This window comes from Catalinimonas alkaloidigena (genome assembly GCF_900100765.1).
GTDB classification, from domain to species: Bacteria; Bacteroidota; Bacteroidia; order Cytophagales; family Flexibacteraceae; genus Mooreia; species Mooreia alkaloidigena.
Genome location: NZ_FNFO01000001.1, coordinates 42,304 through 67,414, shown reverse-complemented (window position 1 = coordinate 67,414; position 25,111 = coordinate 42,304). Strand labels below are relative to the sequence as shown.

General features: G+C 54.5%; 22 protein-coding genes. 8 read left to right on the top strand and 14 right to left on the bottom strand.

What is annotated here, in order from left to right; genetic code table 11:
* Positions 1-67 precede the first annotated feature (67 nt).
* Entirely contained in the window at positions 68-733 is a 666-nt protein-coding gene (locus tag BLR44_RS00300) for a hypothetical protein (RefSeq protein ID WP_143017040.1), read from the top strand.
* Here the strand turns inward: BLR44_RS00300 and BLR44_RS00295 are convergent.
* The 4 genes from BLR44_RS00295 to BLR44_RS00280 are packed head-to-tail and all read right to left on the bottom strand — an operon-like array spanning position 696 to position 4,907.
* Positions 696-2,633: a nitrilase-related carbon-nitrogen hydrolase gene (locus tag BLR44_RS00295; protein WP_317042754.1), complete on the bottom strand. Its 1,938-nt coding sequence runs from the start codon at positions 2,631-2,633 to the stop codon at positions 696-698. The two genes, BLR44_RS00300 and BLR44_RS00295, sit on opposite strands and share 38 nt — an antisense overlap.
* Before the next feature lie 25 nt (positions 2,634-2,658).
* Positions 2,659-3,393, bottom strand: coding sequence for a ribonuclease III (gene rnc / locus BLR44_RS00290; RefSeq protein ID WP_089677767.1), 735 nt, complete (start codon positions 3,391-3,393; stop codon positions 2,659-2,661).
* Positions 3,390-4,643 carry a beta-ketoacyl-ACP synthase II gene (fabF, locus tag BLR44_RS00285; RefSeq protein WP_089677765.1) on the bottom strand — a complete coding sequence of 418 codons (1,254 nt, stop codon included), beginning with the start codon at positions 4,641-4,643 and terminating at the stop codon, positions 3,390-3,392. The genes rnc and fabF overlap by 4 nt, the downstream gene beginning before the upstream one ends.
* Before the next feature lie 27 nt (positions 4,644-4,670).
* Positions 4,671-4,907 (bottom strand): acyl carrier protein, encoded by a 237-nt coding sequence (locus BLR44_RS00280; RefSeq protein ID WP_089677763.1) that lies wholly within the window; start codon positions 4,905-4,907, stop codon positions 4,671-4,673.
* A gap of 394 nt (positions 4,908-5,301) precedes the next feature.
* Here BLR44_RS00280 and pyk point away from each other — a divergent pair, with 394 nt between their 5' ends.
* Complete coding sequence (pyk, locus tag BLR44_RS00275; RefSeq protein ID WP_176955836.1) at positions 5,302-6,741, top strand: pyruvate kinase; 1,440 nt, start codon at positions 5,302-5,304, stop codon at positions 6,739-6,741.
* Between the two features lie 28 nt (positions 6,742-6,769).
* Positions 6,770-7,828 carry a M42 family metallopeptidase gene (locus tag BLR44_RS00270; RefSeq protein ID WP_089677761.1) on the top strand — a complete coding sequence of 353 codons (1,059 nt, stop codon included), beginning with the start codon at positions 6,770-6,772 and terminating at the stop codon, positions 7,826-7,828.
* Positions 7,829-7,896: 68 nt separating this feature from the next.
* Here the strand turns inward: BLR44_RS00270 and BLR44_RS00265 are convergent, their stop codons facing one another.
* The 3 genes from BLR44_RS00265 to BLR44_RS00255 all read right to left on the bottom strand — a co-directional run bounded on the left by BLR44_RS00265 (position 7,897) and on the right by BLR44_RS00255 (position 12,100).
* Positions 7,897-8,835 carry a DUF4249 domain-containing protein gene (locus tag BLR44_RS00265; RefSeq protein WP_089677758.1) on the bottom strand — a complete coding sequence of 313 codons (939 nt, stop codon included), beginning with the start codon at positions 8,833-8,835 and terminating at the stop codon, positions 7,897-7,899.
* Between the two features lie 3 nt (positions 8,836-8,838).
* Complete coding sequence (locus BLR44_RS00260; RefSeq protein WP_410493009.1) at positions 8,839-11,241, bottom strand: TonB-dependent receptor; 2,403 nt, start codon at positions 11,239-11,241, stop codon at positions 8,839-8,841.
* A 265-nt stretch (positions 11,242-11,506) separates the two neighbouring features.
* A complete protein-coding gene (locus BLR44_RS00255) occupies positions 11,507-12,100 on the bottom strand; it encodes a DUF3109 family protein (protein WP_089677755.1) in 594 nt (197 codons plus the stop codon).
* Between the two features lie 197 nt (positions 12,101-12,297).
* Here BLR44_RS00255 and BLR44_RS00250 point away from each other — a divergent pair, with 197 nt between their 5' ends.
* A complete protein-coding gene (locus tag BLR44_RS00250; RefSeq protein WP_089677753.1) occupies positions 12,298-12,591 on the top strand; it encodes an ArsR/SmtB family transcription factor in 294 nt (97 codons plus the stop codon).
* A gap of 27 nt (positions 12,592-12,618) precedes the next feature.
* On the opposite strand, the gene BLR44_RS00245 is transcribed toward BLR44_RS00250, so the two are convergent.
* A complete protein-coding gene (locus BLR44_RS00245; RefSeq protein WP_089677750.1) occupies positions 12,619-13,128 on the bottom strand; it encodes a peroxiredoxin-like family protein in 510 nt (169 codons plus the stop codon).
* A 295-nt stretch (positions 13,129-13,423) separates the two neighbouring features.
* Here BLR44_RS00245 and BLR44_RS00240 point away from each other — a divergent pair, with 295 nt between their 5' ends.
* Both BLR44_RS00240 and BLR44_RS00235 read left to right on the top strand, forming a co-directional pair.
* A complete protein-coding gene (locus BLR44_RS00240; RefSeq protein ID WP_089677748.1) occupies positions 13,424-15,358 on the top strand; it encodes an ABC-F family ATP-binding cassette domain-containing protein in 1,935 nt (644 codons plus the stop codon).
* Positions 15,359-15,390: 32 nt separating this feature from the next.
* The gene (locus tag BLR44_RS00235) at positions 15,391-16,731 is read left to right on the top strand and encodes a type IX secretion system plug protein (protein WP_143017039.1); all 1,341 of its coding nucleotides are present in this window, start codon (positions 15,391-15,393) and stop codon (positions 16,729-16,731) included.
* A gap of 1 nt (position 16,732) precedes the next feature.
* Here the strand turns inward: BLR44_RS00235 and cas6 are convergent, their stop codons facing one another.
* The 4 genes from cas6 to BLR44_RS00215 form a co-directional block, all read right to left on the bottom strand.
* Positions 16,733-17,548: a CRISPR-associated endoribonuclease Cas6 gene (cas6, locus tag BLR44_RS00230; RefSeq protein WP_245705929.1), complete on the bottom strand. Its 816-nt coding sequence runs from the start codon at positions 17,546-17,548 to the stop codon at positions 16,733-16,735.
* A 323-nt stretch (positions 17,549-17,871) separates the two neighbouring features.
* Positions 17,872-18,969 (bottom strand): redox-regulated ATPase YchF, encoded by a 1,098-nt coding sequence (gene ychF, locus BLR44_RS00225; RefSeq protein ID WP_089677743.1) that lies wholly within the window; start codon positions 18,967-18,969, stop codon positions 17,872-17,874.
* On the bottom strand, positions 18,966-20,096 hold the full coding sequence (locus BLR44_RS00220; protein WP_089677741.1) for an AI-2E family transporter: 1,131 nt from the start codon (positions 20,094-20,096) through the stop codon (positions 18,966-18,968). Before BLR44_RS00220 ends, ychF begins: the two co-directional genes overlap by 4 nt.
* A 117-nt stretch (positions 20,097-20,213) precedes the next feature.
* Positions 20,214-20,543 (bottom strand): DUF3276 family protein, encoded by a 330-nt coding sequence (locus BLR44_RS00215; protein WP_089677739.1) that lies wholly within the window; start codon positions 20,541-20,543, stop codon positions 20,214-20,216.
* A 140-nt stretch (positions 20,544-20,683) separates the two neighbouring features.
* Here BLR44_RS00215 and BLR44_RS00210 point away from each other — a divergent pair, with 140 nt between their 5' ends.
* Both BLR44_RS00210 and BLR44_RS00205 read left to right on the top strand, forming a co-directional pair.
* Complete coding sequence (locus BLR44_RS00210; RefSeq protein WP_089677737.1) at positions 20,684-21,454, top strand: septal ring lytic transglycosylase RlpA family protein; 771 nt, start codon at positions 20,684-20,686, stop codon at positions 21,452-21,454.
* Positions 21,444-22,349 carry a DUF58 domain-containing protein gene (locus BLR44_RS00205; RefSeq protein ID WP_176955835.1) on the top strand — a complete coding sequence of 302 codons (906 nt, stop codon included), beginning with the start codon at positions 21,444-21,446 and terminating at the stop codon, positions 22,347-22,349. Before BLR44_RS00210 ends, BLR44_RS00205 begins: the two co-directional genes overlap by 11 nt.
* 56 nt (positions 22,350-22,405) lie before the next feature.
* On the opposite strand, the gene BLR44_RS00200 is transcribed toward BLR44_RS00205, so the two are convergent.
* On the bottom strand, positions 22,406-22,945 hold the full coding sequence (locus tag BLR44_RS00200; RefSeq protein ID WP_176955834.1) for a hypothetical protein: 540 nt from the start codon (positions 22,943-22,945) through the stop codon (positions 22,406-22,408).
* A 46-nt stretch (positions 22,946-22,991) separates the two neighbouring features.
* On the bottom strand, positions 22,992-25,073 hold the full coding sequence (locus tag BLR44_RS00195; RefSeq protein WP_089677735.1) for a vWA domain-containing protein: 2,082 nt from the start codon (positions 25,071-25,073) through the stop codon (positions 22,992-22,994).
* Between the last annotated feature and the right edge of the window lie 38 nt (positions 25,074-25,111).

Below are 25,111 nucleotides of genomic sequence, written 5' to 3'. Positions count from 1 at the left end.
GCACGCAAATAGGAATTAACTTGCATCGAATTGGAAGGCTCCCCTCGGGATAAGTATCTTTTGTGGTATGATAAAATGGCTGACACTCTGCGGGATGTGTATGATCGTCATGGGCATGCACGCCCAAGCACCCACCCGGTGGCTGGAAGTTGGCCTGAGTGCGAACGCCTATAAAGGAGATTTGTCGGCGACGTACCGGCAATGGACGCCCCTGTATCACGCCGCCCTGCATTTTAACCGGAAAAAGCGGCTAAACGGCAGCCTGCAACTCGCGGTAGGGCGCATCACGGGCCAGAGCTTACAGCCCCGTTTCACTGAGGACATCCCGGCGGAACGCAACCCCAACACGTCGTTTACCACGTCGCTGGTAGCGGCTCAGTACGCACTACGCCTCAACGTAATCAGCCGCGAGCACTTCAAACTCTATGTGATGCAAGGCGCCGGTCTGCTGCGTTACGCGCCCAAAGATCAGGAGGGGAAACGCCTGGCGGATCAATCGGCCACCCGCGCACCGAACGAAAACTATGGTGTGGTCACCCTAATGCTGCCTACTTCGCTCGGCGCGGTGTATACGTTTCCCAATTATTATGGTGTTGGATTTCAGGCAGGCTGGTTCAACGCCATGAGCGACTACCTGGACAACGTGGGTACGTACGGCACGCGCCAAGGCAATGACCGCATCGCCTCCTATCGCTTTATGTTCTGGATTCCGCTCGACGCCCAGCAACCGTAATCAGCTCGGGAACTTCCTCTAACTCCAAGGCTTTGAGTTCCTCCGTAAATCCACTGGACAGGATGGGGAACCGACACCAGCTGCGCGGATCGACGCTGAAATCGTCCACGTGAAACGACGGGGCCAATCGTTCCCGTTTCCACTGATTCCGCGACCACAACCGGAAAAACTTAATGACATGACTGCGCAGCAGCGCGGGTGGCTCCAGCTCGGCCTCCACAAGCTTGCGGTACACGTGTATAGGCGACTGACGGTCGCGGATGGCCAGGCGCTCAATCTCGTACAACACGCGGTAAGGCATCAGGTCGCCTTCGTCGGTTTGGGAGTTTTCCAGTGGACGCAATTCGGCCGTCGGAGTCAGGGAATTGACATCGTGCAGGCCCGTGTAACCTAACCTCTCTTCCGCCCAACGTAGCCAGCGGCTGATGAAGTGCTTGTCTACCCCCGCAATGGGCGAAATGCTACCGGAGGTGTCCCCGTCCATCGTGGCATATCCCACGTCGCCCTCACTTCGGTTTGAAGTGGCCATCAGCAGCGCTCCTGTCGCATTAGTCAGCATCCAGATGATGGGCGAGCGTGCCCGTGCCTGAATATTCTGGAGGGTGATGTCGTCGCGTTCCCACGTCAGCGGACGGCCCAGAGCACGTTCGATTTTACGTGTATAGCCTGCAACCTCATCGTCGATTTTCCATTCGTAAAAAGCTGCCCCGACCGACTCGGCCAGATTCTGGGCCGATGCCAAGGTTGCCTGCGAGGAATTGACCGTTCCCTGATAGGCGCACCGTAACAGGCACTGCGTTAAGTAGAGTAGTTGTACCTCCGGTGCTTTTCCCAGCAAGGCGGCCATCTCTTCTTCGGTCAGACAGCCCGCTTTCTGCGCAAAGGCCTCTACGCCCAACTCGTTACAACCTCGGCGCACCATCTCCGCCACCAGCACCGCACAAGCCGATGAATCGGCACCGCCGCTGAGGGAGAGCACAAACCCCCGACTGCGGCTTTTGCGCATGTAATCGAATAAGGCCAGAGGAACGGCCGCCGCAAACTCTTCTTCCTTGCTGACCGCGTAGGGAGGCAACGAAGGCAGAGGCTGCTCCGGATCGGCATCGAAATCCAGCTCAGTGGTCACCAGGTTAACATCCCGGAACGACAGCAACGCGTTGCGCTTCAGCAAGCGTCCGTGCTGAGCGATCAGGATCTCACCGTCGTAGATCATCTTTCCGGCCTCGTTGCCAATTAAATTGGCGTATACGTAGGCACACCGGAAGCGCTGCGCCCCGTCCAGCACCAGATCGTGCCGGATCAGGGTTTTGGCAAAAGCAAAATGGCTGGCACTAGGGTTCAGAATGAGGTCGACCCCGCCACGCCGGCAATGGCTTACGCCAGGCCGCTTCGGACCATGCCAAGCGTCTTCGCAAATCTCGAAACCGATGCGTACGCCTTCCACTTCGAAAATAATATCACCGAAAGGATACGTCTGTCCTTCGATTTCAATCGTGCTCTCCTCAGCCGTGGGCCAGGGAGTAAACCAACGGGGCTCGTAGTGGACGCCTTCGTTGGCCATAAACTGCTTGGCCTGAATGCCCAGCAGCACGCCGTTGTGCACCAGCGCGGCGCAATCGTAGGTTTTTCCTTCGAACCGGACGGGCAGGCCAATGGCCACCGTCAGATCGGTGCAATGCGGTACCAGCTCCAGCAGTGCTTCTACGGCACGCGCCGGTACCCATTCGCTCAGAAACAGGTCTTCGCACCCGTAGCCGGTAATGCACAATTCGGGCAAACACAACAGGTCGACTTGCGCGGCACGCGCTTGTTGCAGCGCCTCTAGAATGCGGTTTCGGTTTCCTTCCCAATCAATGGGAATCTGGTTCAGGGCAGCCCCTGCCACGATACGTTTTCTCATAAGCGTCATTGGCGGTAACCCAAAGTTACAGCAAGCTGAGTAGTTCGCAGGCTTTGGCTGCGGCGGCTTGTTCGGCTTTTTTCTTACTGAAGCCATTGCCTGTGCTGATGGCTTCGTCGTTGACCACGACCTGCGCCACAAACTCACGGGAATGCTGGCTGCCCGATTCCTCGATAATTTCGAAGCGAATCGACTGGTTTTCGCGCTGCGCCCATTCGATCAGGCGACTTTTGAAATTAAGATTGGTCTGCACGACCTGATCGAGATCAAAGTGGGGGCCGATCAGTCGTTGTAAGACAAACGCCTGGCAACGTTTGAATCCCTGGTCCAGGTAAACGGCTCCCACCAAGGCTTCGAGGGCGTCGCCGTAAATGGATTTGTGGGAAAGGCGCGACCGCCGACGGGAATCGAACTCTACCAACACCGAAAGCCCGATTTTACGGGCCAGTTGGTTCAGCGACTCCCGGTTTACGATGCGCGAGCGGATTTCGGTGAGAAACCCTTCGTCCTGATACGGAAATTTTTTAAATAAATAGTCGGCTACGATCGCCCCGAGAATGGCATCGCCCAAATACTCAAGTCGTTCGTTACTGTTGTTCCGCCCGGTTTCCACCACCACGGTGGAAGAAGCATGGCGGATGGCAAGCTTGTACAGGTCTAAATTGAGCGGTTTTCGGCCGATAATGCGTGCAAAAGCAGTGGCAAGCTCTCTATCTTCTTGTGTTCTGTAAAGTTTTAGATAGCTTAAGATCGGCTTCACATGTCGACTTTTCGAAAAATTACGGTGGTGTTGTGTCCACCAAAACCAAACGTATTGCTCAGGGCCACCTGAAGGGGCCGCTCCTGCGCTTCGTTAAAGGTAAAGTTAAGTCGCGAATCGATTTCCTCGTCGTCGGTAAAATGGTTGATGGTCGGAGGAATAATTCCGTGCTTGACGGCCAGTACGCTGGCAACGGCCTCGATGGCACCGGCAGCGCCCAACAGGTGACCCGTCATCGACTTGGTAGAGCTGATGTTCAGGTTATAGGCGTGCTCGCCAAATACCTGCTGAATCGCTTTGACTTCGGCGCCATCGCCCAGGGGCGTACTGGTCCCGTGGGTGTTGATGTAATCGACGTCTTCGGGGCGGATGCCGGCATCTTTGAGCGCATTTTCCATCACCAGCACCACGCCCTTCCCTTCAGGGTCGGGAGCGGTAATGTGGTACGCATCAGCCGACATACCGCCGCCAATCAGCTCCCCGTAAATGGTGGCACCCCGTGCTTTGGCGTGTTCCCACTCTTCCAGCACCAGTGCGCCTGCGCCTTCGCCCAACACAAATCCGTCACGGTCTTTGTCGTACGGACGCGAGGCAGTTGTTGGATCGTCGTTGCGCTCGCTCATGGCTTTGATGGCGTTAAAACCGCCGACCCCGGCTTCGGTAATCGCGGCTTCTGAGCCACCCGTCACCATCACATCGGCCAGGCCCAACCGAATGTAGTTGTAGGCAGCTACAATCGAATCGGACGAAGAAGCACAGGCCGAAGTGGTGACAAAGTTGGGTCCCCGAAATCCGTAACGGATCGAAATGTTGCCGGAGGAGCTATCGGCAATCATTTTCGGGATAAAAAATGGGTTAAAACGAGGCGTTCCGTCGCCTTTGAAGAACCCATCCATTTCGTCCTGAAACGTGCGGATTCCTCCAATTCCCGATCCCCAGATCACCCCAACGCGGTCGGGGTTCACCTTGTCTTCTACCAGCCGCGCGTCTTGAACGGCCTGTTCGGCCGCCACTACGGCGTACTGCGAGAAGGGGTCCAATTTGCGGGCTTCCTTGCGATCAAAGTATTGCAAAGGATCGAATCCTTTGAGTTCGCATGCAAAACGGGTACGAAATTTACTGGCGTCGAAATTGGTAATCGGGGCGGCCCCGCTTACTCCATTGCGTAATCCTTCCCAATATTCCGGAACAGAATTTCCCAAGGGAGTAAGCGCGCCCAGCCCGGTAATTACCACTCGTTTTAATTGCATAAAGGAGGTGTTCGAATCAAAAGTACGTTATTTTACGTGCTCTTCGAGGTAGGAGATGGCTTGCCCTACAGTAGAAATATTTTCGGCTTGGTCGTCGGGGATCGAGATGTTGAACTCTTTCTCAAATTCCATGATCAGTTCAACGGTATCGAGCGAGTCAGCACCCAGGTCATTGGTGAAGCTAGCTTCGGGTGTCACTTCCGACTCCTCCACGCCTAGTTTATCGATGATAATACTTTTTACTTTCTGTGCGATTTCTGACATTTTTTTACAATTTAAAGTGGAAAACCCGGCTGCAAAGAAATGCATTTGTCTTAACAATGTCAATAACGGGCTTTCGGGGCTAAATAGCTGAAAATTAGCTCTACTTTTTAGGTGCAGCGTCACTTTTGGACAGAACTGCCATAAGCGTCCGCCAATTCCCCCCCTAGCAGAATTGCCTTTGGGAAAACCGCCGTTAATCGTGTAATGCACGAAACTGGACGATAAAATTAGTTTTCCATCTTTTCATTGCATATTTTTACTAAAATTTATAAAAATAAAAGTAATAGCCTGAATGCCTGGCAGTTTCTATCGTATCTCAGGGAATTGTAGCAAATTGCAATGCCTAACCACCATTGTAACAAATCACACTACCCCTTAATAGCGAATCTATTCTATGGGCATTCCTTTTAACAAGACCAAAATTTTAGCGACCGTCGGTCCAGCCTCTCGTGAGCGAGGTGTTTTACAGCAACTTATTGAAGCGGGTGCGGATGTTTTCCGCCTCAATTTCTCGCATGGCAGCCATGAAGACCACCGCAAAGTGGTAGAAAACATCCGCAGCCTGAACGAGGAACTCGGCACTTACATCTGCATTTTGCAGGATTTGCAGGGGCCAAAAATTCGTACTGACGAAGTAGAAAACAACGGTGTTGAACTGGTTCCTGGCGAACTGTTGACCATTTCTACCCAAAAAATGGTGGGCAATGCCCAAAAGGTCAGCACCACGTACCAGTCGCTTCCCGAAGACGTACACCCTGGCGATACAATTTTGATCGACGACGGCAACCTGGAACTCAAGGTCGTGAAGGTGGAAAACCGTGAAGTGGTAGCGAAGGTGATTTACGGAGGCATTCTGAAATCGCGCAAAGGCATTAACCTGCCCGATACCGTAGTTTCGGCGCCTTCGCTAACCGAGAAAGATTACGAGGACCTGCTGTTTGGCCTTGAGATGGACGTAGACTGGGTAGCGCTATCGTTTGTACGCAAAGCCGACGATCTCCGGGAAGTGAAACGCATCATTGCGGAAAAAGGAAAGAAAACCAAAGTCGTTGCCAAGATCGAAAAGCCACAAGCGGTCCGCAACATCGACGAAATTATTGAAGTCGCCGACGCCCTGATGGTGGCCCGTGGTGACCTGGGGGTAGAAATTCCGATGGAAGAAGTACCGCTGGTTCAGAAAACCATCGTGCAGAAATGCAACAAAGCGGGCAAACCGGTCATCATCGCGACGCAGATGATGGAGAGCATGATTACCAACCCACGGCCGACCCGTGCCGAGGCCAACGACGTGGCCAACGCCGTGATGGACGGAGCCGATGCGGTGATGCTTAGCGCAGAAACTGCAGCGGGTAGCTATCCTGTGCGTGCGGTAGAAGCCATGCGGCGGGTTGTTGCCCGGGTGGAAGAAGAGTGCAACGACATTTATTATAAGTATCACTTTGACATTGAAGACAACGACGATCCTGAACTGCTGGCCAGCGACAGCGTAATCGCTTCGGCTTGTACACTGGCACAAAACACACGTGCACAAGCGGTTTGCGGCATTACCAGCTCAGGCTTTTCTGCCTTCCGGCTGATTAGACATCGTCCGAAAGCCGACGTATTTATTTTCACACGGCGTCGTCACCTGCTCACGCAACTGGGCCTTCTGTGGGGAGTCCGGACCATCTTCTACGAGAGCAAAGACAACACCGACCAAATTATCGAAGACCTGAAAGACATCCTGGTGGAAAAAGGTCACCTGAAAAAAGGCGACCTCTTTATCAACACAGCTAGCGTTCCGCTCAAAGAAAAAAGGCACGCCAATATGGTGAAGCTGACCGTTGTTCACTAGGGATGTTGATTCATTCCGATCTGACAACATGGGGAATCTTAACATTCAACTACTGAAACGCGTTTGCGAAGCCGCGGGTGCTCCCGGCTTCGAACAACGGATCCGCAAAATCATTCAAGAAGAGATTCGTTCGCTCGTTGACGACGCCTGGACCGACAACCTGGGCAACCTGATTGCGCTGAAAAAAGGCACGAATAATCCGGAGGGCTATAAAGTGATGGTAGCCGCACATATGGATGAGATCGGCTTTATCGTCACGCACATCGACGACAACGGCTTCGTACGTTTTCACCCGTTAGGAGGATTTGATCCTAAAACCCTGGTGGCCCAGCGGGTGATCGTCCACGGCCGGAAAGATCTGCTGGGCGTCATGAGTAGCAAGCCGGTGCATGTCATGTCGGCGGAAGAGCGCACCAAGGCGCCTCAACTGACCGATTTCTTCATCGACCTGGGCATGAGCAAGAAGGAAGTGGAGCGGTTGGTAAAGCCAGGCGACCCGATTACCCGCGAGCGCGAACTAGTGGAGATAGGTGAATGTGTCAATTGTAAATCGCTCGATAACCGAGCCTCTGTATTCGTGCTGATTGAAGCACTTCGCCAAATCAACAGCCTCCCTTACGACCTGTATGCCGTCTTTACGGTACAGGAAGAGGTCGGGCTCCGGGGCGCTAGCGTTGCCACACATGCGCTAGCCCCCGACTTTGGCATTGCGCTGGACGTCACGGTAGCGTATGATTTGCCGGGCTCAAAGCCTCACGAGCAAATCACGTCGCTGGGGCAGGGCGCAGCCATTAAAATCATGGATCAGTCGGTAATTTGCGACTACCGCATGGTAGATTACCTGCAAAAAACGGCCGAAAAACATGCCATCAAGTGGCAAACTGAAATTCTGACCGGGGGCGGCACCGACACGGCCAGCTTGCAACGCATGGGCAAACGCGGCTCCATTGCCGGGGCCATTTCCATCCCCACCCGTCACCTCCATCAGGTTATCGAGATGGCGCACAAGGAAGACCTGCAGCAATGCATTACGCTCCTCGTGCGCGCGCTGGAAGAAATCGATACCTTCAACTGGGAGCACGCGTAGCTTGTATCGGCTCAATGTTGGTTGCCGCTGGTTTCTGTAAGCAACGCCTCTCCGCGCAGAGCCCATATTTAAAGCTCTATTTCCAGGGTTGTGGCATGAAAAGCGCCAAACGCGCCTAAGGCACCTTCCAGGTTGGAGAACAGCGGGGCGGGTTCGGCAAACGGATTGCCATCACTCTCCCACTGTTGCTGCAGGGCACTGTGGTAGCGGTAATAATTTTCGTCGACCCGCAGCAAGTAGGCTGTCAGTCGGAGATTACGGCGCTGTTCCCACGCGTTGCCCCCATCGTTCAAGCGTTGCAGGTAGCCACCGCGCGCAACCAGCCGCTCGCCATCGCGCCCCTCGTCGCTCGTGCCGCTAATGCCGTCCGAGAAAAAAATGTGAGATTCCTGTTCGGTCCATACCGAGTCCACAATCTGCCCGTCCACCCAATCATAGTAGATTGCCTCGTAACGCAGGTGTGCGTACGCATGATAGAAGTCGCCGGTGCCGGGAACATCGTCCCAGAAAAGGGAAAGGTATTGCAGCGTATCGTCTATTTCCTGGTAAGGATACTTCCGAACGGCCGTGTCTATCGTGTAGGTCATTTGGTAATCGCCACCCGGCGACGGTACCGTACACAATGCTTCCGCCTGCTCGCCCGTGGGCGTGGTCACATGCAGATAATAAGTCCGTTCCGGTTTAATAAAGTCGGTCGGGATGATCCGTCGGTACACGCCGGCCGAGTCCACCAGTTCCAGCGTCCATGCTTCCTGGCCGTCTGAAATACGCACCTCTGCCCCTTCTACTATTTCGACTTCGTTCCAGTTCTGCTTTACCGTATAAATTGGCAACGTGCGTGCGACCTCCACTTCCAGCAAAGAATCGCCAGCCCCGATAAAACCCGTCACGACCAACTTAGGCGTAACCGTCGGCACATAGCGTTCAGGCACCTCTTGCACGCAGGCCGCCAGGCCCAGCCCTACGGCACCGCTCACCAACCAGGTTCGGTAATTCGAGTGGATCATCGTTCAAAATTTTAGGCTGTAAGAGATCGAAGGCACGATGGGGAAAAGCGACACCTGCTTCAGCAAGGTGCGGTAGGTGGTTTGCTGCGTCTGCTCATCGTACGTTTGGTCGTCTTCTATAAAGTAAAAGAAGGGATTCTGGCGGGCATAGGTATTGTAAAAACTGAGCTCCCACGTTCGTTCGCCCCATCCGGTTTGCTTGTGAAACTGAATGCCAACGTCCAAACGATGGTACGGGGCCATTCGGTACGCATTGCGCTCACCGTAGTCTTCGACGTTGTAGCCCCCGACCCAGTAGTTGCCGCTGTAACGCCCCGCCGACTGGCCTGGAATGTGGTATGGCGCGCGGTAGTCGGCCAGGGGCAGCGTGATGGCATTGCCCGTTCCATATACCCAGGTTCCTGACAGCGTGATGCGGTCGGACGGACGATAGATACCCACCACCGAAACGTCGTGCCGGCGATCGTAGCGCGCCCAAAACGGCTTGCCTTGGTTGAGTTCCTCAAACTGCAACTGCGTCCACGAAAGTGTGTAGCCGATCCAGCCCGAAAATTTGCCCACCTTCCGCTGCAACAGCACCTCGGCGCCATACGACCACCCCTGCCCGGTCGTCACATTCTCTTCCCACGAAACGGGAGCGGCCCCCTCGGGTCCGTCTTCAATCAGGAAAAAACTGGCGCCTTCCTTATAATTGATAATATGGTCCATCTTTTTATAGTAGCCTTCGATGGTAAGCGCCAGATCACGCTGCATAAAGTCTTTTGCCAGCCCCAGAGCGACCTGTTGCGAACGCTGAGGCCTGATCCGCGCGGTGGAGGGCACCCACAGGTCCGTCGGCAACCCGACTCCTGTGTTTGACAACAGGTGAATGTATTGGTTCATGGTAGCATACGAGGCCTTCACCGACCAGTCGTCACGAAACTTGTAGGCCAGCGCAAGTCGCGGCTCAGGATTGATATAGTGCCGACCGTTGGTATAAAAATGGCTCAGCCGTATGCCTCCGTTCAGGAGCCACAGAGGGGTGGGCTGGTACGTATCTTCCAGGTAAACACCTGACTCCACGCCGTCGATGGGGGTCACCTCACGGCGGTTTTCGCCAACATCCGGATCGTTGGCCACAAACGCACTGGGGGTGAAACGATGGAGCGTGGTATGAAGGCCCAGCCGCAACGTATGCCGGGGATTGGGCACGTAAAACAGGTCGTGCTTCAAGGACCAGTCGCGTACCCCCGAGTAATAGCGCAGGTTAAATTCTTCTTCCTGTCCTTCGGCATCGGTTTGCGTCTCGTCGACGAAGATGTTGAATCGGTAATTGCTGAAAATCAGGGAAGTATTGGCGAAAAGACGTTCGCTGTACAGGTGATTCCACCGCACCGTGCCGGTGGCGTTTCCCCAGTTGATGCCAGCTTTGGTCTGATAATCGTCCTCTTTTTCAGAAAAGAAAAAACGATCGCGCCCGAAATACCCGCTCAGGTATACTTTATCGTTCCGGCCGAAGTCATAATTCAGCTTTCCGTTCAAGTCCCAGAAATAGTAGCCGCCGTCGCCTTCCGGCAGAAAAGGCCGAATCAGCAAATCGGCATACGTACGCCGCCCGGAGATCAGAAAAGAAGCTTTGTTTTTGACCAGAGGACCTTCCAGCGTCAGGCGCGAAGAAATCAGCCCGAGTCCGGCTTCGCCCTGCAACGTCTCTTTGTTGCCGTCTTTCATATTCATTTCCAACACCGACGAGAGCCGCCCCCCGTACCGGGCTGGAAATCCGCCTTTGGTCAACTCCACACTTTTGAGGGCATCGCCGTTAAAAAGCGAAAAGAACCCGAACAGGTGATAGGCGTTGTACACGACGGCATCGTCGAGGATGATCAGGTTCTGGTCCGGGCCACCGCCCCGCACATACAAGCCACTGTTGCCTTCCGACCCACTTTGCACACCGGGCATCAGTTGCAGCACCTTCAGCACATCTTTTTCGCCCAGAAGCGCCGGAATGGCTTTGACCTGCGCAATGGGCACTTCGACCGCACTCATCTGCACGGTACTGCTCACCGGCGGTGATGGCGGCGCTTCAACCACCACTTCCTGCAACGTCATGCTGCCGCGCAACGCTACGTCCAACTGCTGGGCAGCACGCAGGGGGACGCGAAAGCTTTTGGGCTGATAGCCCACATACGAAAACACCAGCTCGACTGTATCAGCTTCAGGCAAGGTGAGGGAATAGAATCCGTACGAATTGGTGGTGGTGCCGCGCTGCAGGGCGGGTAAATAGACGTTGACACCGATGAGCAGTTCGGCACTGCCTGCTTCGCGGACGTAGCCGCTGATGGTGTGGCGCACGGGCTGTGCGAGAAGAGGAGTTGCTACCAGGAAGAGTAGCCCACAGCTCCTCCACAAATGGGAGAGGTTTGTCACAGAGGCTGGGGGTTAAGCGGGTGCGGTTACTCTTGAAACGGCGGGGCCTCCCGTAAATTGTTCAGGAGGCCCGGCCCCACGCTCCTAGCATTTCAACAGATGACGAAAATCGTCAGGCAGCTCGGGCCGCGCGCGCTCCTCCGGTGCCGACGTTTCAGAAGGCGGCCGGAAACTCGGGGACTGCGCCGGAAACTGCTCCTTCAACCAGGCGTGTACTTGCGCTAGCTGTTCGGGCGTCAGGTAAGACAGTTGCGCTCTTATTTCGTTACGTAGTTGATCCGGCGTCATCGGCAGTAGGGACTTGTTCGATCTGGGCCACGAGTTTTGCGTACCACGCCGGGCCGTATTTACGAATCAGAGGCTCTTTCAGAAACTTGTAGATGGGCACATTCAGCGCAGCGCCCAACTCGCAGGCGGGGCTGCAGATGTCCCACACGTCGTAGTTCAGCGCATCGAACTCTTCGTAGCGAGTGATGCGGATCGGGTACAAATGGCAGGAAATAGGCTTCTGAAAATCAATTTTTCCGTCACGGTGCGCCTGCTCGATGCCGCATTTTAATGTACCTTTTGCATCGTATATCGCGTAAGCACATTCGCGCCCGCCGATGGTCGGCGTTGAGAAGTCACCCTCCTCATCCAGAAGCCAAACGCCCTGTTCCTCAATGGCTTTACGGCCCGCTTCGCTAAGATAGGGGGCCACCGTGGGGTAAATCTCCTCCAGTTGCTCCAATTCATCCTGCTCCAGCGGAGCGCCCAAATCGCCTTCAACACAACACGCGCCTTTGCACTTCTCCAAGTGGCAGACGAACACTTTCTCGGCTACATCGTCGCTGACGATGGCCTTGTCTACAATGATCATACTCCTGAAATACGTATTACGCTACTACAACAACGGAAAAGCTTTCGTTCCTTCCAAACTACCATAAGATCAGCAATAACCTCAAGCTCAACCAGTTAACGTTTATGTAATAAAATGATAAACTTAACCTATCAAGATAAGATATAATTTAGGATATTAGCATTTAAACGAAGTAACTAACTAATTCATCTAAAGAAATGACCACTTCATTCTTATCCACCAAGAAGCTCGAAGGCGCTGCACTTATTTTGAAGACCATGGCTCACCCCCTGCGTCTGGGCATCGTCGACCTGCTCCGTCACTACAAGCGTTTGTCGGTAAACGAAATTTGCGAACACCTCGGCAGCGAACAGTCGCTTACCTCCCACCACCTCACCGGCATGCGGCTCAAAGGTCTGCTGTTTTGTGAGCGCGAAGGCAAAAACATGTACTATTCGCTGCGTCTGAAAGAGATTAGTCAGGTGGTCAGCACGGTCGAAGAACTGAGCTAAGCCTTACACCTCGCTTCTCGTACTTGATCACGCTTCGCCGTGAATCGGGTAATCCTCCCGAATGATAACATCCAGCGCCCGCAACATATCATCGAAAGCCGGGCGCATCATGGCGATCGACTGGACAAATGTTGCGTAGAGTGTGCGATCAGGACGCAGCAAGAAAATGCCGGGCTCATTAAAAAGCGCTGGTTCGAAGGCAGTTTTTCCGCGCGACAGGTAAAGGCCCCAACTGCGGGCCGTTTCCGGAGGCAGTGCGTAGGCAATGGGGACGTGGGGCAGAAACCACTCGTCGCGGGCCATTTGCGCGCGTGCCTGCACGTCGCAACTAAGCGCGATAGGATTGACACCGCGTTGGCGAAATTCCGGCATATAAACTTCCAGATCGTGCAGGTACTTCCGGCAAATCGGGCAATGGTACCCGCGGTAGAACACCAGCATGGTGAAATGTGCAGGGCGTTCGGCAGTCAGATGCCATGCGGGCGTATCGAGCGAAGGCAGTACCAAATCAGGAACAACAGTACCAGGTTTTAACATAAGGGTCGGATGATAGGCGACTAAAAGTACTAGATTGTGTGCACTCCGACCGCTTCTCTCTCCTTTCGGAAGTATTCTCTTCCCTCCTACCATTTTTAGCAAGGGTCAGCAGGCTGGGCTGCTCTTCGCACGTGCGGATAGCAACGGTGATCCTGCGCGAACGGACCGGCTTCGGTCGGTTGGTTCCGTAGGCATCGGCCGTACTTTTTCCTGAAGTTACCGGACACGCTTCGTACCAAAGGCGAATTAGCACGCGCGTACAATGGGTTCGCGCACCAATGCGTAACTTCGTGGTATGATCGCTATTAACGACCTGTCCTTTCATTTTGGCGGCCGCACGCTTTACGACGGGGCCTCGCTCCACATCAAACCCAAAGATCGCATTGGTCTGATCGGCCCGAACGGTGCCGGCAAGTCTACCCTACTGCGCCTGATCACCGGCGAATATTCGCCCGATGGCGGATCGATTTCGATGTCGAACGATTGCTCCATCGGCTTCCTGAACCAGGACCTGCTTTCTTACCAGACGGAGGATTCCATTCTGCTGGTCGCCATGCAGGCATTTGAGCGCGGCCTGGAAGTACAGCGACAGATCGACAACGTGCTGCACCAGATGGAAAAGCACTACGAAGATCATCTGGTTGACAAACTGACGCGGTTGCAGGAGGAGTTCGAACTGCTCGATGGCTATACCATGCAGGCGCGCGCGGAAGCCATTCTGGAAGGGCTGGGCTTTTCGACCGACGAGTTGCAGCGCCCATTGCGCGAGTTTTCGGGCGGATGGCGTATGCGGGTGATGCTGGCCAAGCTGCTGTTGCAAAAGCCTTCGCTCCTGATGCTCGACGAACCGACCAACCACCTGGACCTTCCGTCCATCCAATGGGTGGAGAATTACCTGACGACCTACGAAGGAGCCGTCATTGTCGTATCACACGACCGCCAGTTTCTCGACAACGTTTCGAACATGATCGTCGAAGTGGCGCAACAGCAACTCAACGTCTATCCGGGCAACTACTCGTTCTTCCTGGAAGAAAAGTCTCTGCGCAACGAAATTCAGAAGAACGCCTACGAGAACCAACAGGCGAAAATCCGCCAGACGGAACGTTTCATCGAACGGTTCCGCTCCAAAGCTACCAAGGCACGGCAGGTACAATCGCGCGTCAAAGCACTCGAACGCATGGAAACCATCGACGACGTCGTCGATCAAAACGCTCGGGTCCATTTCCGCTTCAATTTTTCGCAGCCTTCGGGGCGGCAGGTCATCGAACTGAAAGATGTGTCGAAGGCCTACGGCAACAAAGTGATCTTGCAGCACACGCACGCGATGGTGCAACGTGGCGACAAAATTGCGCTCGTCGGTGCCAACGGCCGGGGGAAATCAACGTTGCTGCGCATTCTGTCGGGGGGCGAGCAGGTGCAGGGAGAGCGCAACGAGGGCTACAACGTCATTCAGGCGTTTTACGCGCAGCACCAACTCGAATCGCTCAACGTCGAAAATAACCTGCTCGACGAATTGAAACAGGCCGGCTCGGGCAAAACCGAGATGGAACTGCGGACCGTGCTGGGGTGCTTTCTGTTTTCAGACGATGAGGTGTTTAAGAAAATCAAGGTCCTTTCGGGAGGCGAAAAGTCGCGCGTGGCACTGGCCCGTACGCTGATCTCGGAAGCCAACTTTCTGTTGCTGGACGAACCGACCAACCACCTGGACATGCAATCGGTCAACATCCTGATTCAGGCCCTGCAGCAATACGAAGGCAGCTTTGTGTGCGTTTCGCACGACCGGCACTTCGTGAGCCACATCGCCAACAAAATCTGGTACATCGAGGAGCACGAAATCAAAGAATATCCGGGCACCTTCGACGAATACCTCTACTGGCAGCAGCAGCGCGAAGCGCAGCGCGCCTCCGCACCGCCCGCTCCTGCGCCTGCCCCGCAGCCGCAGAAAACCGCTTCCCCCGCCGATACACAAGAACACCAGGAGGCGCGTCGTACGCTGAAGCAACTGCGGGGTCGGCTGGAAGTGCAGGAGAAAGAAATCGAAGAGCTGGAACGTCAGAAAGCCACACTGGAAGAAGAGATGGCCGACCCGACCATTTACGCCAACCCGGATCAGTTGCACACCGTTAACGGACGTTACCAACGCCTGCAACAGAGTATCGACACGCAGAATACTGCCTGGGAGAAGCTGATGCTGGAGATTGAAGCGCTTGAAAAGAAAATAGGATCGTAAACACGTTCGTTTCTTTGTTGCACCCTTTTCTCATGATCCGACTTCTCCCCCTTCTGGCTCTGCCGTTTTTGATCAGCACGTGCGTTCCGGTGGCGCAACAAGCCGGCTCCGGTACCAACGCAAACGGCCGCGTCACGGCCACGGGTGCCGTGCAGGACAAAACCCTCCGGCTGGCAGATTACACGTACGAAGAGCGCATTCGCACTCCGCTGCTGTACCCGCTGACCACCGGCCCTAACGACGCCCAGCAGATGCTGAGCAACCCGGTGATCCCGCTGCAAAATCCGCCGGCACTGATGCTGGAGTTCGACGAACTGGGCGATCAGTACTTCAATTACTATTTCAAACTGATCCATTGCGATGCGAACTGGGAGAAATCGCAACTGTTCGACATGGATTACATGTTCGAATACAACCAGTTTCAGATCACTAACTACGAGATTTCCATCAATACGCGGATGCCCTACGTGCATTACAGCATGACGCTCCCGCCCGTGAAAGTCTCGGGCAACTACGTCGTGGTGGTCTATCGGGAAAACAACGAACAGGACATCGTACTTACCCGCCGTTTTTCGGTCTACGAAGAATTGGTCAGCATCCGGGCCGACGTCAAATTTTCGGCCGACGTAACCCAGCGCGCAACCAACGAACAGGTGGACTTTATCATCAACTACGCACAGTTGAACCTGGTCAATCCTCAGGTAAACATGCAGACATTTGTTCGGCAAAACGGACGGTGGGACAATGCCTTAAAGCTGGCGCCCCTCTACGTAGACCCGAACGATCGAACGCTCGACTACCAGTATTTCAGCGGGGAGAATAACTTTCCGGGCCTGAACGAGTACCGCACGGTCGACCTGCGCAGCTACCGGTTTCTGGGGTTTGGCATGGCCAGCATCGACCGGACCGACCAGCGCGTCGACGTTTACCTGGTGCCCGACAAATCGCGACGACGGGCGGTCTATACCCAGTTACAAGACCTGAACGGGAAATTCGTGATCGAGAATTATGAAACGCGTGAAAGCAACACCGCTGCCGATTACGTATACGCTCACTTCAAACTCTTGACTCCACCGATCGAAGGCGAAGTTTATGTGTTTGGCGAGCTTTCCAGCTGGCGCCCCAAAGAAGAATTTCGACTAAAGTACGACGAAGCAACAGGTGCTTACGTAGGCACCATGCTACTTAAGCAGGGGTACTACAACTATAGCTATGCGCTGGTGCAGGGAAACAAGATCGACGAACAGTACTTCGAAGGAAGTTACAACATCACCGAGAATATCTACGACATTCTGACGTATTACCGCGCGCCGGGGGCACGGGCCGATCGGCTGATTGGATACACCGCCCAGGATTACTACGGCCGGAAGTAGGCTAGCTGTTTTCGCGACGCACACGCGGCATGCTGCCGGGCACGGTCGAAGGCGGTTGTGGTTGTTGGGTAACCTCCTCCATATTGAGGAAACGGGCGCGTTTGTGGGGAGCCGAATTGGCCACGTCGAGCATACCGAAACCTTTGTGGCACATCTCGCCCATACCGCATTCGAACACGAACTTTTGCACTTCAGGCTCGGCAAAGATGGTAAAAGGCATTGTGTAGCCCCGCACCTCCATCTTTTTGCCTTCGATAAAGACCGGATACACCCGCGCAAACTTTTTTTCCTCGCTCTTGATGCGGTTCAAATACGTCTGGTCAGGCACGACCTGAAATTTGTAGAAGGAGGCAATCTGTTCGGGCGTATAATGGCCCGATTGCTCCATCCGCGACATGGTGGACTCGTACAACAAGTCCGAAAAATAGTCGCTTTCCGGCGAGATGAATTTCTTGGCGTTGCTGTCGTCCAGGGGCGACAACAGCACCATCGGAGAAATGCAAATGAACTTGGAAGAAGGACCTTCAAAACAGACCTCTTCTTCTTCGGCAATGCTCTCGGGCGACACCTGCAGCTCGCCCAACTGATACTCCGGCTTTTCGAAAATGCGCCGCGCCAACAACATAACTACCTCACGGCTCGGGCACGAAAACACCAGTGTCACTTTGCTCGAAAAGAAACAAAGGCCTTGTCTCGATACCTTTGTTTGCCCTTTCAGGCCGGAAAAACTGTAATTTTCCAGTGCAACATGGTCCCGCCCCTGTAATAACGATTGCAGGAAATCAGACAGGAGGTACTGATGGTGAAAGGGCACCATTGCCCCCCGGTTGTGTAAAGAAAAGATAATACGAACCCTCACGATTGTCCCTAGCTAGAAGTGACACCAATTAAGTATCGCAGGAACAAGTATCTTTTTTATAGGCTGAAAAACCTGTTTCAAAAAAGAAAAATCCTGTAATAACTATTTTCAACGAATAAAGCTTTAGCTGTGCAATGCTACGCATTAAGTTTAAATATAAAGTATTAATGTATCAATTTCTACTCAAAACCTTGGCACAATTATGGAAATTATCCAATAAATCGAACCTAAGCGGAGGAACTGACCATTAAATGCCCTCTATCCCCAAGCGGTGGGCGTATTTAAACGTTGAAGCGGAAATGCATGACGTCGGCATCTTCCACCACATATTCTTTTCCTTCGACGGCGACGCGTCCGGCCTCTCGGCAGGCTACTTCCGTTTTGTACTTCTGGTAATCTTCTATCTTGATCACCTCGGCCCGGATAAACCCACGTTCGAAATCACTGTGGATCACGCCTGCGGCCTGTGGCGCTTTCCAGCCCCGACGGATGGTCCAGGCACGTACCTCTTTTTCGCCCGCCGTAAAATAAGTAATCAGATTCAGTAAATCATAGGAAGCCTGAATCAGTCGGTCTAGCCCCGACTCGCTCAGGCCATATTCCTCCAGAAACATCTGCCGTTCGTCCTCTTCTTCGATTTCGGCAATCTGCGCTTCCAGCGCCGCGCAGACCACAATCACCTTGGCATTTTCGTCTTTTACGGCCTCGCGCAGCTTCTCCACCAACTCGTTTCCGTTGGGGATGGAAGCTTCGTCTACGTTAGCTACGTAAATCACCGGTTTGGCCGTCAACAGAAACAGATCCGCCACGGCGGCTTTGTCTTCTTCCTCAACCGGCACACTCCGCGCGCTCTTGCCTTCTTCCAGGTGGGCTTTGTATACCTCCAGGACCTGAAGTTCTTTTTTGGCTTTGGCATCGCCCGACTTTGCGACCCGCTCCAGGCGTGCAATTTTCTTCTCGACCGATTCCAGGTCTTTCAACTGAAGTTCCGTGTCGATTACCTCTTTGTCGAACACCGGATCGACCCCACCGGCGACGTGCACAACGTTGGGATCGTCGAAGCAGCGAATCACGTGCACAACGGCATCGACTTCGCGAATGTTGGCCAGAAACTTGTTGCCGAGCCCTTCGCCTTTGCTGGCACCTTTGACCAGCCCGGCGATGTCGACAAACTCAATGACGGTCGGGATGACCTTTTGCGGATGCACCAGGTCTTCCAGAATGGTCAACCGTTTGTCGGGCACGGTGATGATGCCCACGTTAGGCTCAATGGTGCAAAAAGGATAGTTGGCAGCTTCTGCCTTGTTATTCGAAAGGGCATTGAACAACGTCGATTTCCCCACGTTGGGCAAACCCACGATTCCACATTGAAGGCTCATTTAATAAACTGATCGAATTTGAATCGGTGATGCTCTTTGAAGCGGTCAAAAATGTAATACTGCTGGTAGCCTCTGAAAAATTCAGTGGCCGACACACGTATGATCGTATAAAAAGGGATGGCCGCAATCATCCCCACCGGTCCTGCAATGGCGGCGCCTGCAAATATAATCACAAAAATTTCGAGCGGGTGCGCTTTCACGCTTTTCGAAAAGATGACGGGTTGCAACACCAGGTTATCCACCAGTTGCACCGTGGCAAACACGGCCAGAATCTTAGCAATCAGCCATACGTATTCGTTGGCGGACAGGTCGAACGGGGCGGTCGAAATCCCTACGAACAGTCCGAACGCGCCCCCCAAAATGGGTCCCAGGTACGGAATCAGGTTGGCGATGGCCGCAAAGATGGCAATGGTCGGCACGTACTTTACGCCCACGATGGTCAGCCCCAGTGACACCAGCGTAAAGACCGAAAACATCTGCAACAGCAAGCCCGTCAGATAGTTGCTCAGCAGGGTCTCGATCTTGTGCAGGGCGGCAATTACCAACTCGAAGTAGGCATTGGGCACCGCCCGCAGAAACAACCGCTTGAGAATCCCTTTCTCGTACAGCAGGAAGAAGGTGATGAACACCAGCGCCAGTAGCGTCACGAAGAAACTCCCCGTAAACCACAGCAGGTTGTTGATCAGGTTGTTGAAGTTGATGGAACTGAACAACGTCAGCGTGTTTTTTTGCAGCGACTCCAACAGGAACCCCTTCTCCTGGTTCGTCAGGTTATTGCGCAGGAAAAACTCTTCCAGCTCGGAAATAGGCCCCTCCAGCGAGTAGAGCAGGTCGTCCAGGTCGATGTTGCTGATCACCTTGATCTGCGCCTGTACCAGCGGGATGAACATCAGCACAAACAGGGTCAGGATCGACGCCAGCAGCATGAACGAAGTGACCACCGCCAGGGCACGCGGCACCCGCATCCCGTAGATCTGTACGTTGTGGACCATATCGGTCAGCGGCTTCAGCAACGTGGCCAGAATCAGGGAAATCAGAAAATAGAAGAGCAGACTCGAAAAGATCCAGCCCAGAAAAATGATGGCCAGAACGATGAGCAGCAGTTGTAGGGTCAGTCGGTTCAGCATGGAAGCATTCTCGTTACAGCGCTAACGCACGGGGGAGCAGGTAGTTGAGGGAAGGTATAAAGCTAAAAAAAGCTCATGAGAAACTCATGAGCCTTACAATCTCGTGTGGCGCTTGGACTAGTCCCAACGCAGTTCATCGTCCGCTTCCAGCTCGCCTTCTGCCGCCGTTACTTCTGAAAAGTCGTAATCGGGTAGCAATTCCGTTTTCACATGCTCAACCGCCTGCTGAAGTGCTTCCATGAACTTGTTGAAATCCTCCTTGTAGAGAAAGATTTTGTGTTTTTCGTAAAAGAAACCGTCGTCCTTGAAACGCCGCTTGCTTTCAGTGATGGTCAGGTAGTAGTCGTTTCCTCTTGTTGATTTTACATCAAAAAAGTACGTCCTTTTTCCGGCACGAATGCGTTGTGAGTAAAGCTCGTCTCTCGCTTGGTCCTTGTTCTCTTCCACTGTTTCTAATCTTTGCGGTTTTTATGTTGGATAGGGGTAAAATTATAATAAATACAGATTCTCGCAAAAAGATTTTTTCATACTACTCCTTCGGGTAACTTCGTTCATTAGAGAGTGCTTATTGTCCAATTCCTGTTTTCATGTCTCGACTCTTTGTTGTTGTATTGATCACGAGCAGTCTGCTGGTACGTTTTTCCATTTGTGGCCAGGAACTTACGCAGAAAGAAGGCTACGCCTCCTACTATGCCGACCGCTTTCAGGGGCGGACCACCGCCAGCGGCGAGACGTTCGACATGAATCAGCTAACGGGCGCTCACCCGACCTTGCCCTTCAACACCCTGGTCCGCATCACACACGTGAAGACCCAGCGGCAGGTGGTGGTGCGCATCAACGACCGGGGGCCTTACTCGCACAAACGCATCCTCGACATGTCGAAGGCGGCGGCGCGTGAGCTGGGCATACTGGGCAAAGGCGCCGTATTGGTACGTTTGGAAGTGATGGGCATGGCCGCCACCGAAGACCTTCCACCGCCGACAACCGCCACTCCGGTAGCGACAACGGAAGCCGCCAATGCGGAGGATTACGAGGCCGGACGCACCTACAGCCAGTGGGGTACGCCGCGCCCCGTTGCCGGCTTCGGCCTGCAAGTCAGTTCGTACCACGACCTGGAAAGCGCCCGCGCCGATGTGAAAGCACTCGCTGCCCTGAACGCCGGCCACCTCTTCATTCAGGTCGATCAGGTAGACGCCACCAAGGTGTACCGCGTCCTGGTGGGCGCGTATCCTACTTCGGAAGAAGCCGCGGCCCAACTGCCTCAGTTGCTGCAACTCGGCTACGAAGGCTTTGTCAAAAAACACATGCCGACGCCGGCCGCTCTTTACCCTTCATCCCCCGCTGCCCATGAAAATTGATTTACAGCAGGTCAAGCAATTTGGCAACATCGAATTCCTGGCCCGCCAGATGGTGGAAGGCTTCATCACGGGGCTGCACAAATCGCCGTATCACGGGTTCTCGGTCGAGTTTGCCGAACACAAGATTTACAATCCCGGCGAAAGCACCCGTCACATCGACTGGAAGGTCTACGGCAAAACCGACCGCCTCTACACCAAACGTTACGAGGAGGAAACCAACCTGCGCTGTCAGATTCTGATCGATACGTCGTCGTCGATGTACTACCCCACCGCCACGCAGGGCAAGCTGACCTTCAGCATCATGGCGGCGGCGGCACTGACGTACATGCTGCAAAAGCAGCGCGATGCCGTGGGGCTGACGACCTTTTCCGAAACAGTCGAACAGCAGACGCCGGTCAGCTCTACGCCCTCGCACGTCCACAAGATTTTTCTCCTACTGGAGCGTCTGCTTCCGGCCGCATCACCCGAACGGAAAACGTCCGTGGCTACGGTCCTGCACCAGATCGCCGACAGCATGAACCGCCGGGCGCTGGTGATCATCTTCAGCGATATGTTCGAAGATCTGTCGCGTGCCGAAGAGCTTTTTGCCGCCCTGCAACACCTGAAACACAACCAGCACGAGGTGCTGCTTTTTCACGTGGTAGACGGCAAAACCGAACTGGAATTCAACTTCGACGACCGGCCCCACGAGTTTATTGACGTAGAAACGGGCGAGCGCGTCAAGGTACGGCCTTCGCAGATCCGCGAGCACTACCGCACGCAGATGGAAGCGTTCCGCCACGAGCTGATGCTACGGTGCGGTCAGTACAAAATCGACTTTATCGAAGCGGACATCAACCAGGACATCAACCACATCCTCCTGCCCTATCTGGTGAAACGCAGTAAAATGCGGTAGCCGAACCACTCGCTTTCCTGTGGTAAGGCTTGCGAGTCTGACGCTTTGCCAAACGGTTACCCTACCAATTCGACCGTAGTCGTGGGCGCCACGGCGGCGGGCGGAGTCGTTGTAACGTTGACGTTGAGGCTGGCGCTGAAACGGAACAGCGGACGTTTCGGGTTGAACAGGCCCCACGGAATGGAAAGCAGCATGATCAAGACCGCAACCAGGTAGAACCAGAACGTCTGACGGTGCTTGCGGGTTGGCGTATCGGCTTTCTTGGCCCGGATGCGCCCCACTTGCGCGACCACTGCGGCGACGATCATCATCGCGATGTGCTCCACTCCCCAATACCGCAATTCTGCGTTTTTCATAGCGCCGCCGAAGTCGGACATGGCCTGGCTGACGTACGGGCTGGCAAAAAAATACAGCAACAGCCCGATCAGCACCTGGCTATGGACCATCGCGATGAAAAATACGGAAGCGGTGTTATCGGCTTTCAGGTAAGGCCGCCGGTTTTTCCAGCCGGCATATGCACGAACAATAGCCCAAACGGCGGCAATCAGCACGAGCCAACGCCCCCAGGAGTGTAGAAAAAGCAGGAAGTTGTACATAAAGCGTATGGGAGTGTGCCGCAAGTATACGGCATACAGGCGAGAATCAGTACGCTCCCTGGTACTTGCGCAGGAACCATTCGAGCGACACGAGCGCCAGTAGCACAAAAAAGAGCCACTCGACGTTGATCAGTTCGGTCAGGTCTTCGCTGGAGCGGATCAGGGGCTTGGGCTGGTTGGTCGCCAGGTAGTTTTGCAGCTCGCCCAGTTGCGACGCCGTGAAAAACTGCCCACCCGTTTGCGTCGCTACCTGCCGCAACAGATCGTAGTCGGCGGTGAGGTTGAGCGCTTCCAGCTCGGGCCGGCGAATCGAAAATTGCCCGGTACTGACTTCCGTCTTGCCGTTGATGGGCGTGGTGGCCCGGTACGAGTAAACTCCCTGCGGCAAACTCCCGATGTCGAGCCGCGAGTTGCTTTCGCTGTTCACGAACGAGTAGCTCGTGGTCTCGTTTTCCTCGTTGGTGATGCGCAGCTCGACCTTCTGGTTGTAGATCTTCTCGTAAATGTCGTTGTAAATCTCCACGTCGAATACCACCCGATCGGCCTCCAGAAACTCGTCGGTGATGGGCGTAACGCGGAACTGCCGTTTGTCTTCCTTGGCCGAAAGAAGCTGCACCAGCTTCAGAATCAGTTCGTCGGTGGCCTCCTGTTTTTCGGTGAGTTCGTATTCCTGCAAGCGCCATTGCCACAACCCTTCGCCGACCAGCACAGCGGTTTTCTGTCCGCCGTTCTGCCGATAAACCAGCAACGACTTGTCCGTTTCAACCCGGCCCACGCGCTGCGAAAGCACGGTTTCCGTACCCGTCGACATGCTGAATTCCCCGAACGGCACCGACAGCGGCGGGAACCGGGGCAACAGCGTCTGCAAGGCGTTTTCGATGCGGAAGCGGGTAAAATTCGGGTTGAGCGAGCCGGTCACGTTGTCGCGCTGGCGTCCGCGGGCACTGACAGTCAAGGCACCGTTCACACTGTTGAACGTATTCAGGTCAGTCTGGCTTCCCAGAATGTACCAGACGGGTTTGTTGCCCTTGGTCAACTGGGTCACCAGGGAGTTGCCACTGCCGTTGAACGTAGGCAACTGGTGGAAAATGATCAGGTCGTACTGATCGTCGGGCAGGTCGTTCACTCCCGGAATGTGCACCACCACTTCGTAATCTTCCTGCTCTTCCAGCGCACTGCGAATTGCTTTGATGTCGGGATGCGGTGAGCGCGCCACAATCAGGATTTTTTCCCGTGCGTCGATGATGTCGACGTAGGCACTGCGCACATTGTTTTGCGTCGTAAATTCCTGCTCCAGCGGCTGCACTTCTACTTCGTAGCGTTGCATGCCTTTCTCCTGCGACGACGCGTAGAACGTCACTTGCTGCAACCCATCGGCCTCGTTCAGGGGCAGCCGCTCGGTCGCGAGCACTTTGCCGCGTTGCCGCAGACGCACCACGGCCTCCTGCCCGGCGAAGCCGGCGTTTTGTACTTCGGCCACGATCGGAAAACGGTTGCCCAGATAGGCGATTTTGTTGTAATAGACCGCCTTCAGGTTCAGGTCCTGTTTGGGAGTGGTATCGCCCACACCGATGGCATAAACCGGAAAGCCAAAATTGCGGTACGCCGGCGAAATGCCCTGGTTGTAGATGCCGTCGGACACCAGCACAACGCCCCCCAGGTTCCGGTTTTCGTAGTCGCTCTGCACCCCCGTCAGCAGTTCGGTCAGGTCGGTGGTCGGCTGCCGGAACGTCAGGCTATCGACCTGATTCACCCGGCCCGACAACGAGCGGATCTCGACGTTGACTTCTTCGTTGCGCAGTTGCTCGGCCGTCTGTTCCAGCGACGCCATCAGGCCCTGCACCGCTGCTGAGTCGCTGCCCAGCCGCACCGATTCGGAGTCGTCCACCGCCAGCACCACCGTCGGGTTTTCGGCCGTGTTGCGAATGCGCCGCACAAAAGGCCCCAACAGCAGGAAACACAGCAGCGACACCAGCAGAAAACGGGCCACGGCCAACAGGCGGTTCACGCCATTGCTCCAGGGCATGGGCGCCCGGAAGTACAGCGCGACGGCGTAGATCCCGCCGACCAGCAGACATAAAATGTAAAACCAGGGAGAATACTGGGTAAGTAATTCGAATCTATTCATGCGGACGGTCTCAGACCCGGCTTCTGTTTTGCTTGGAG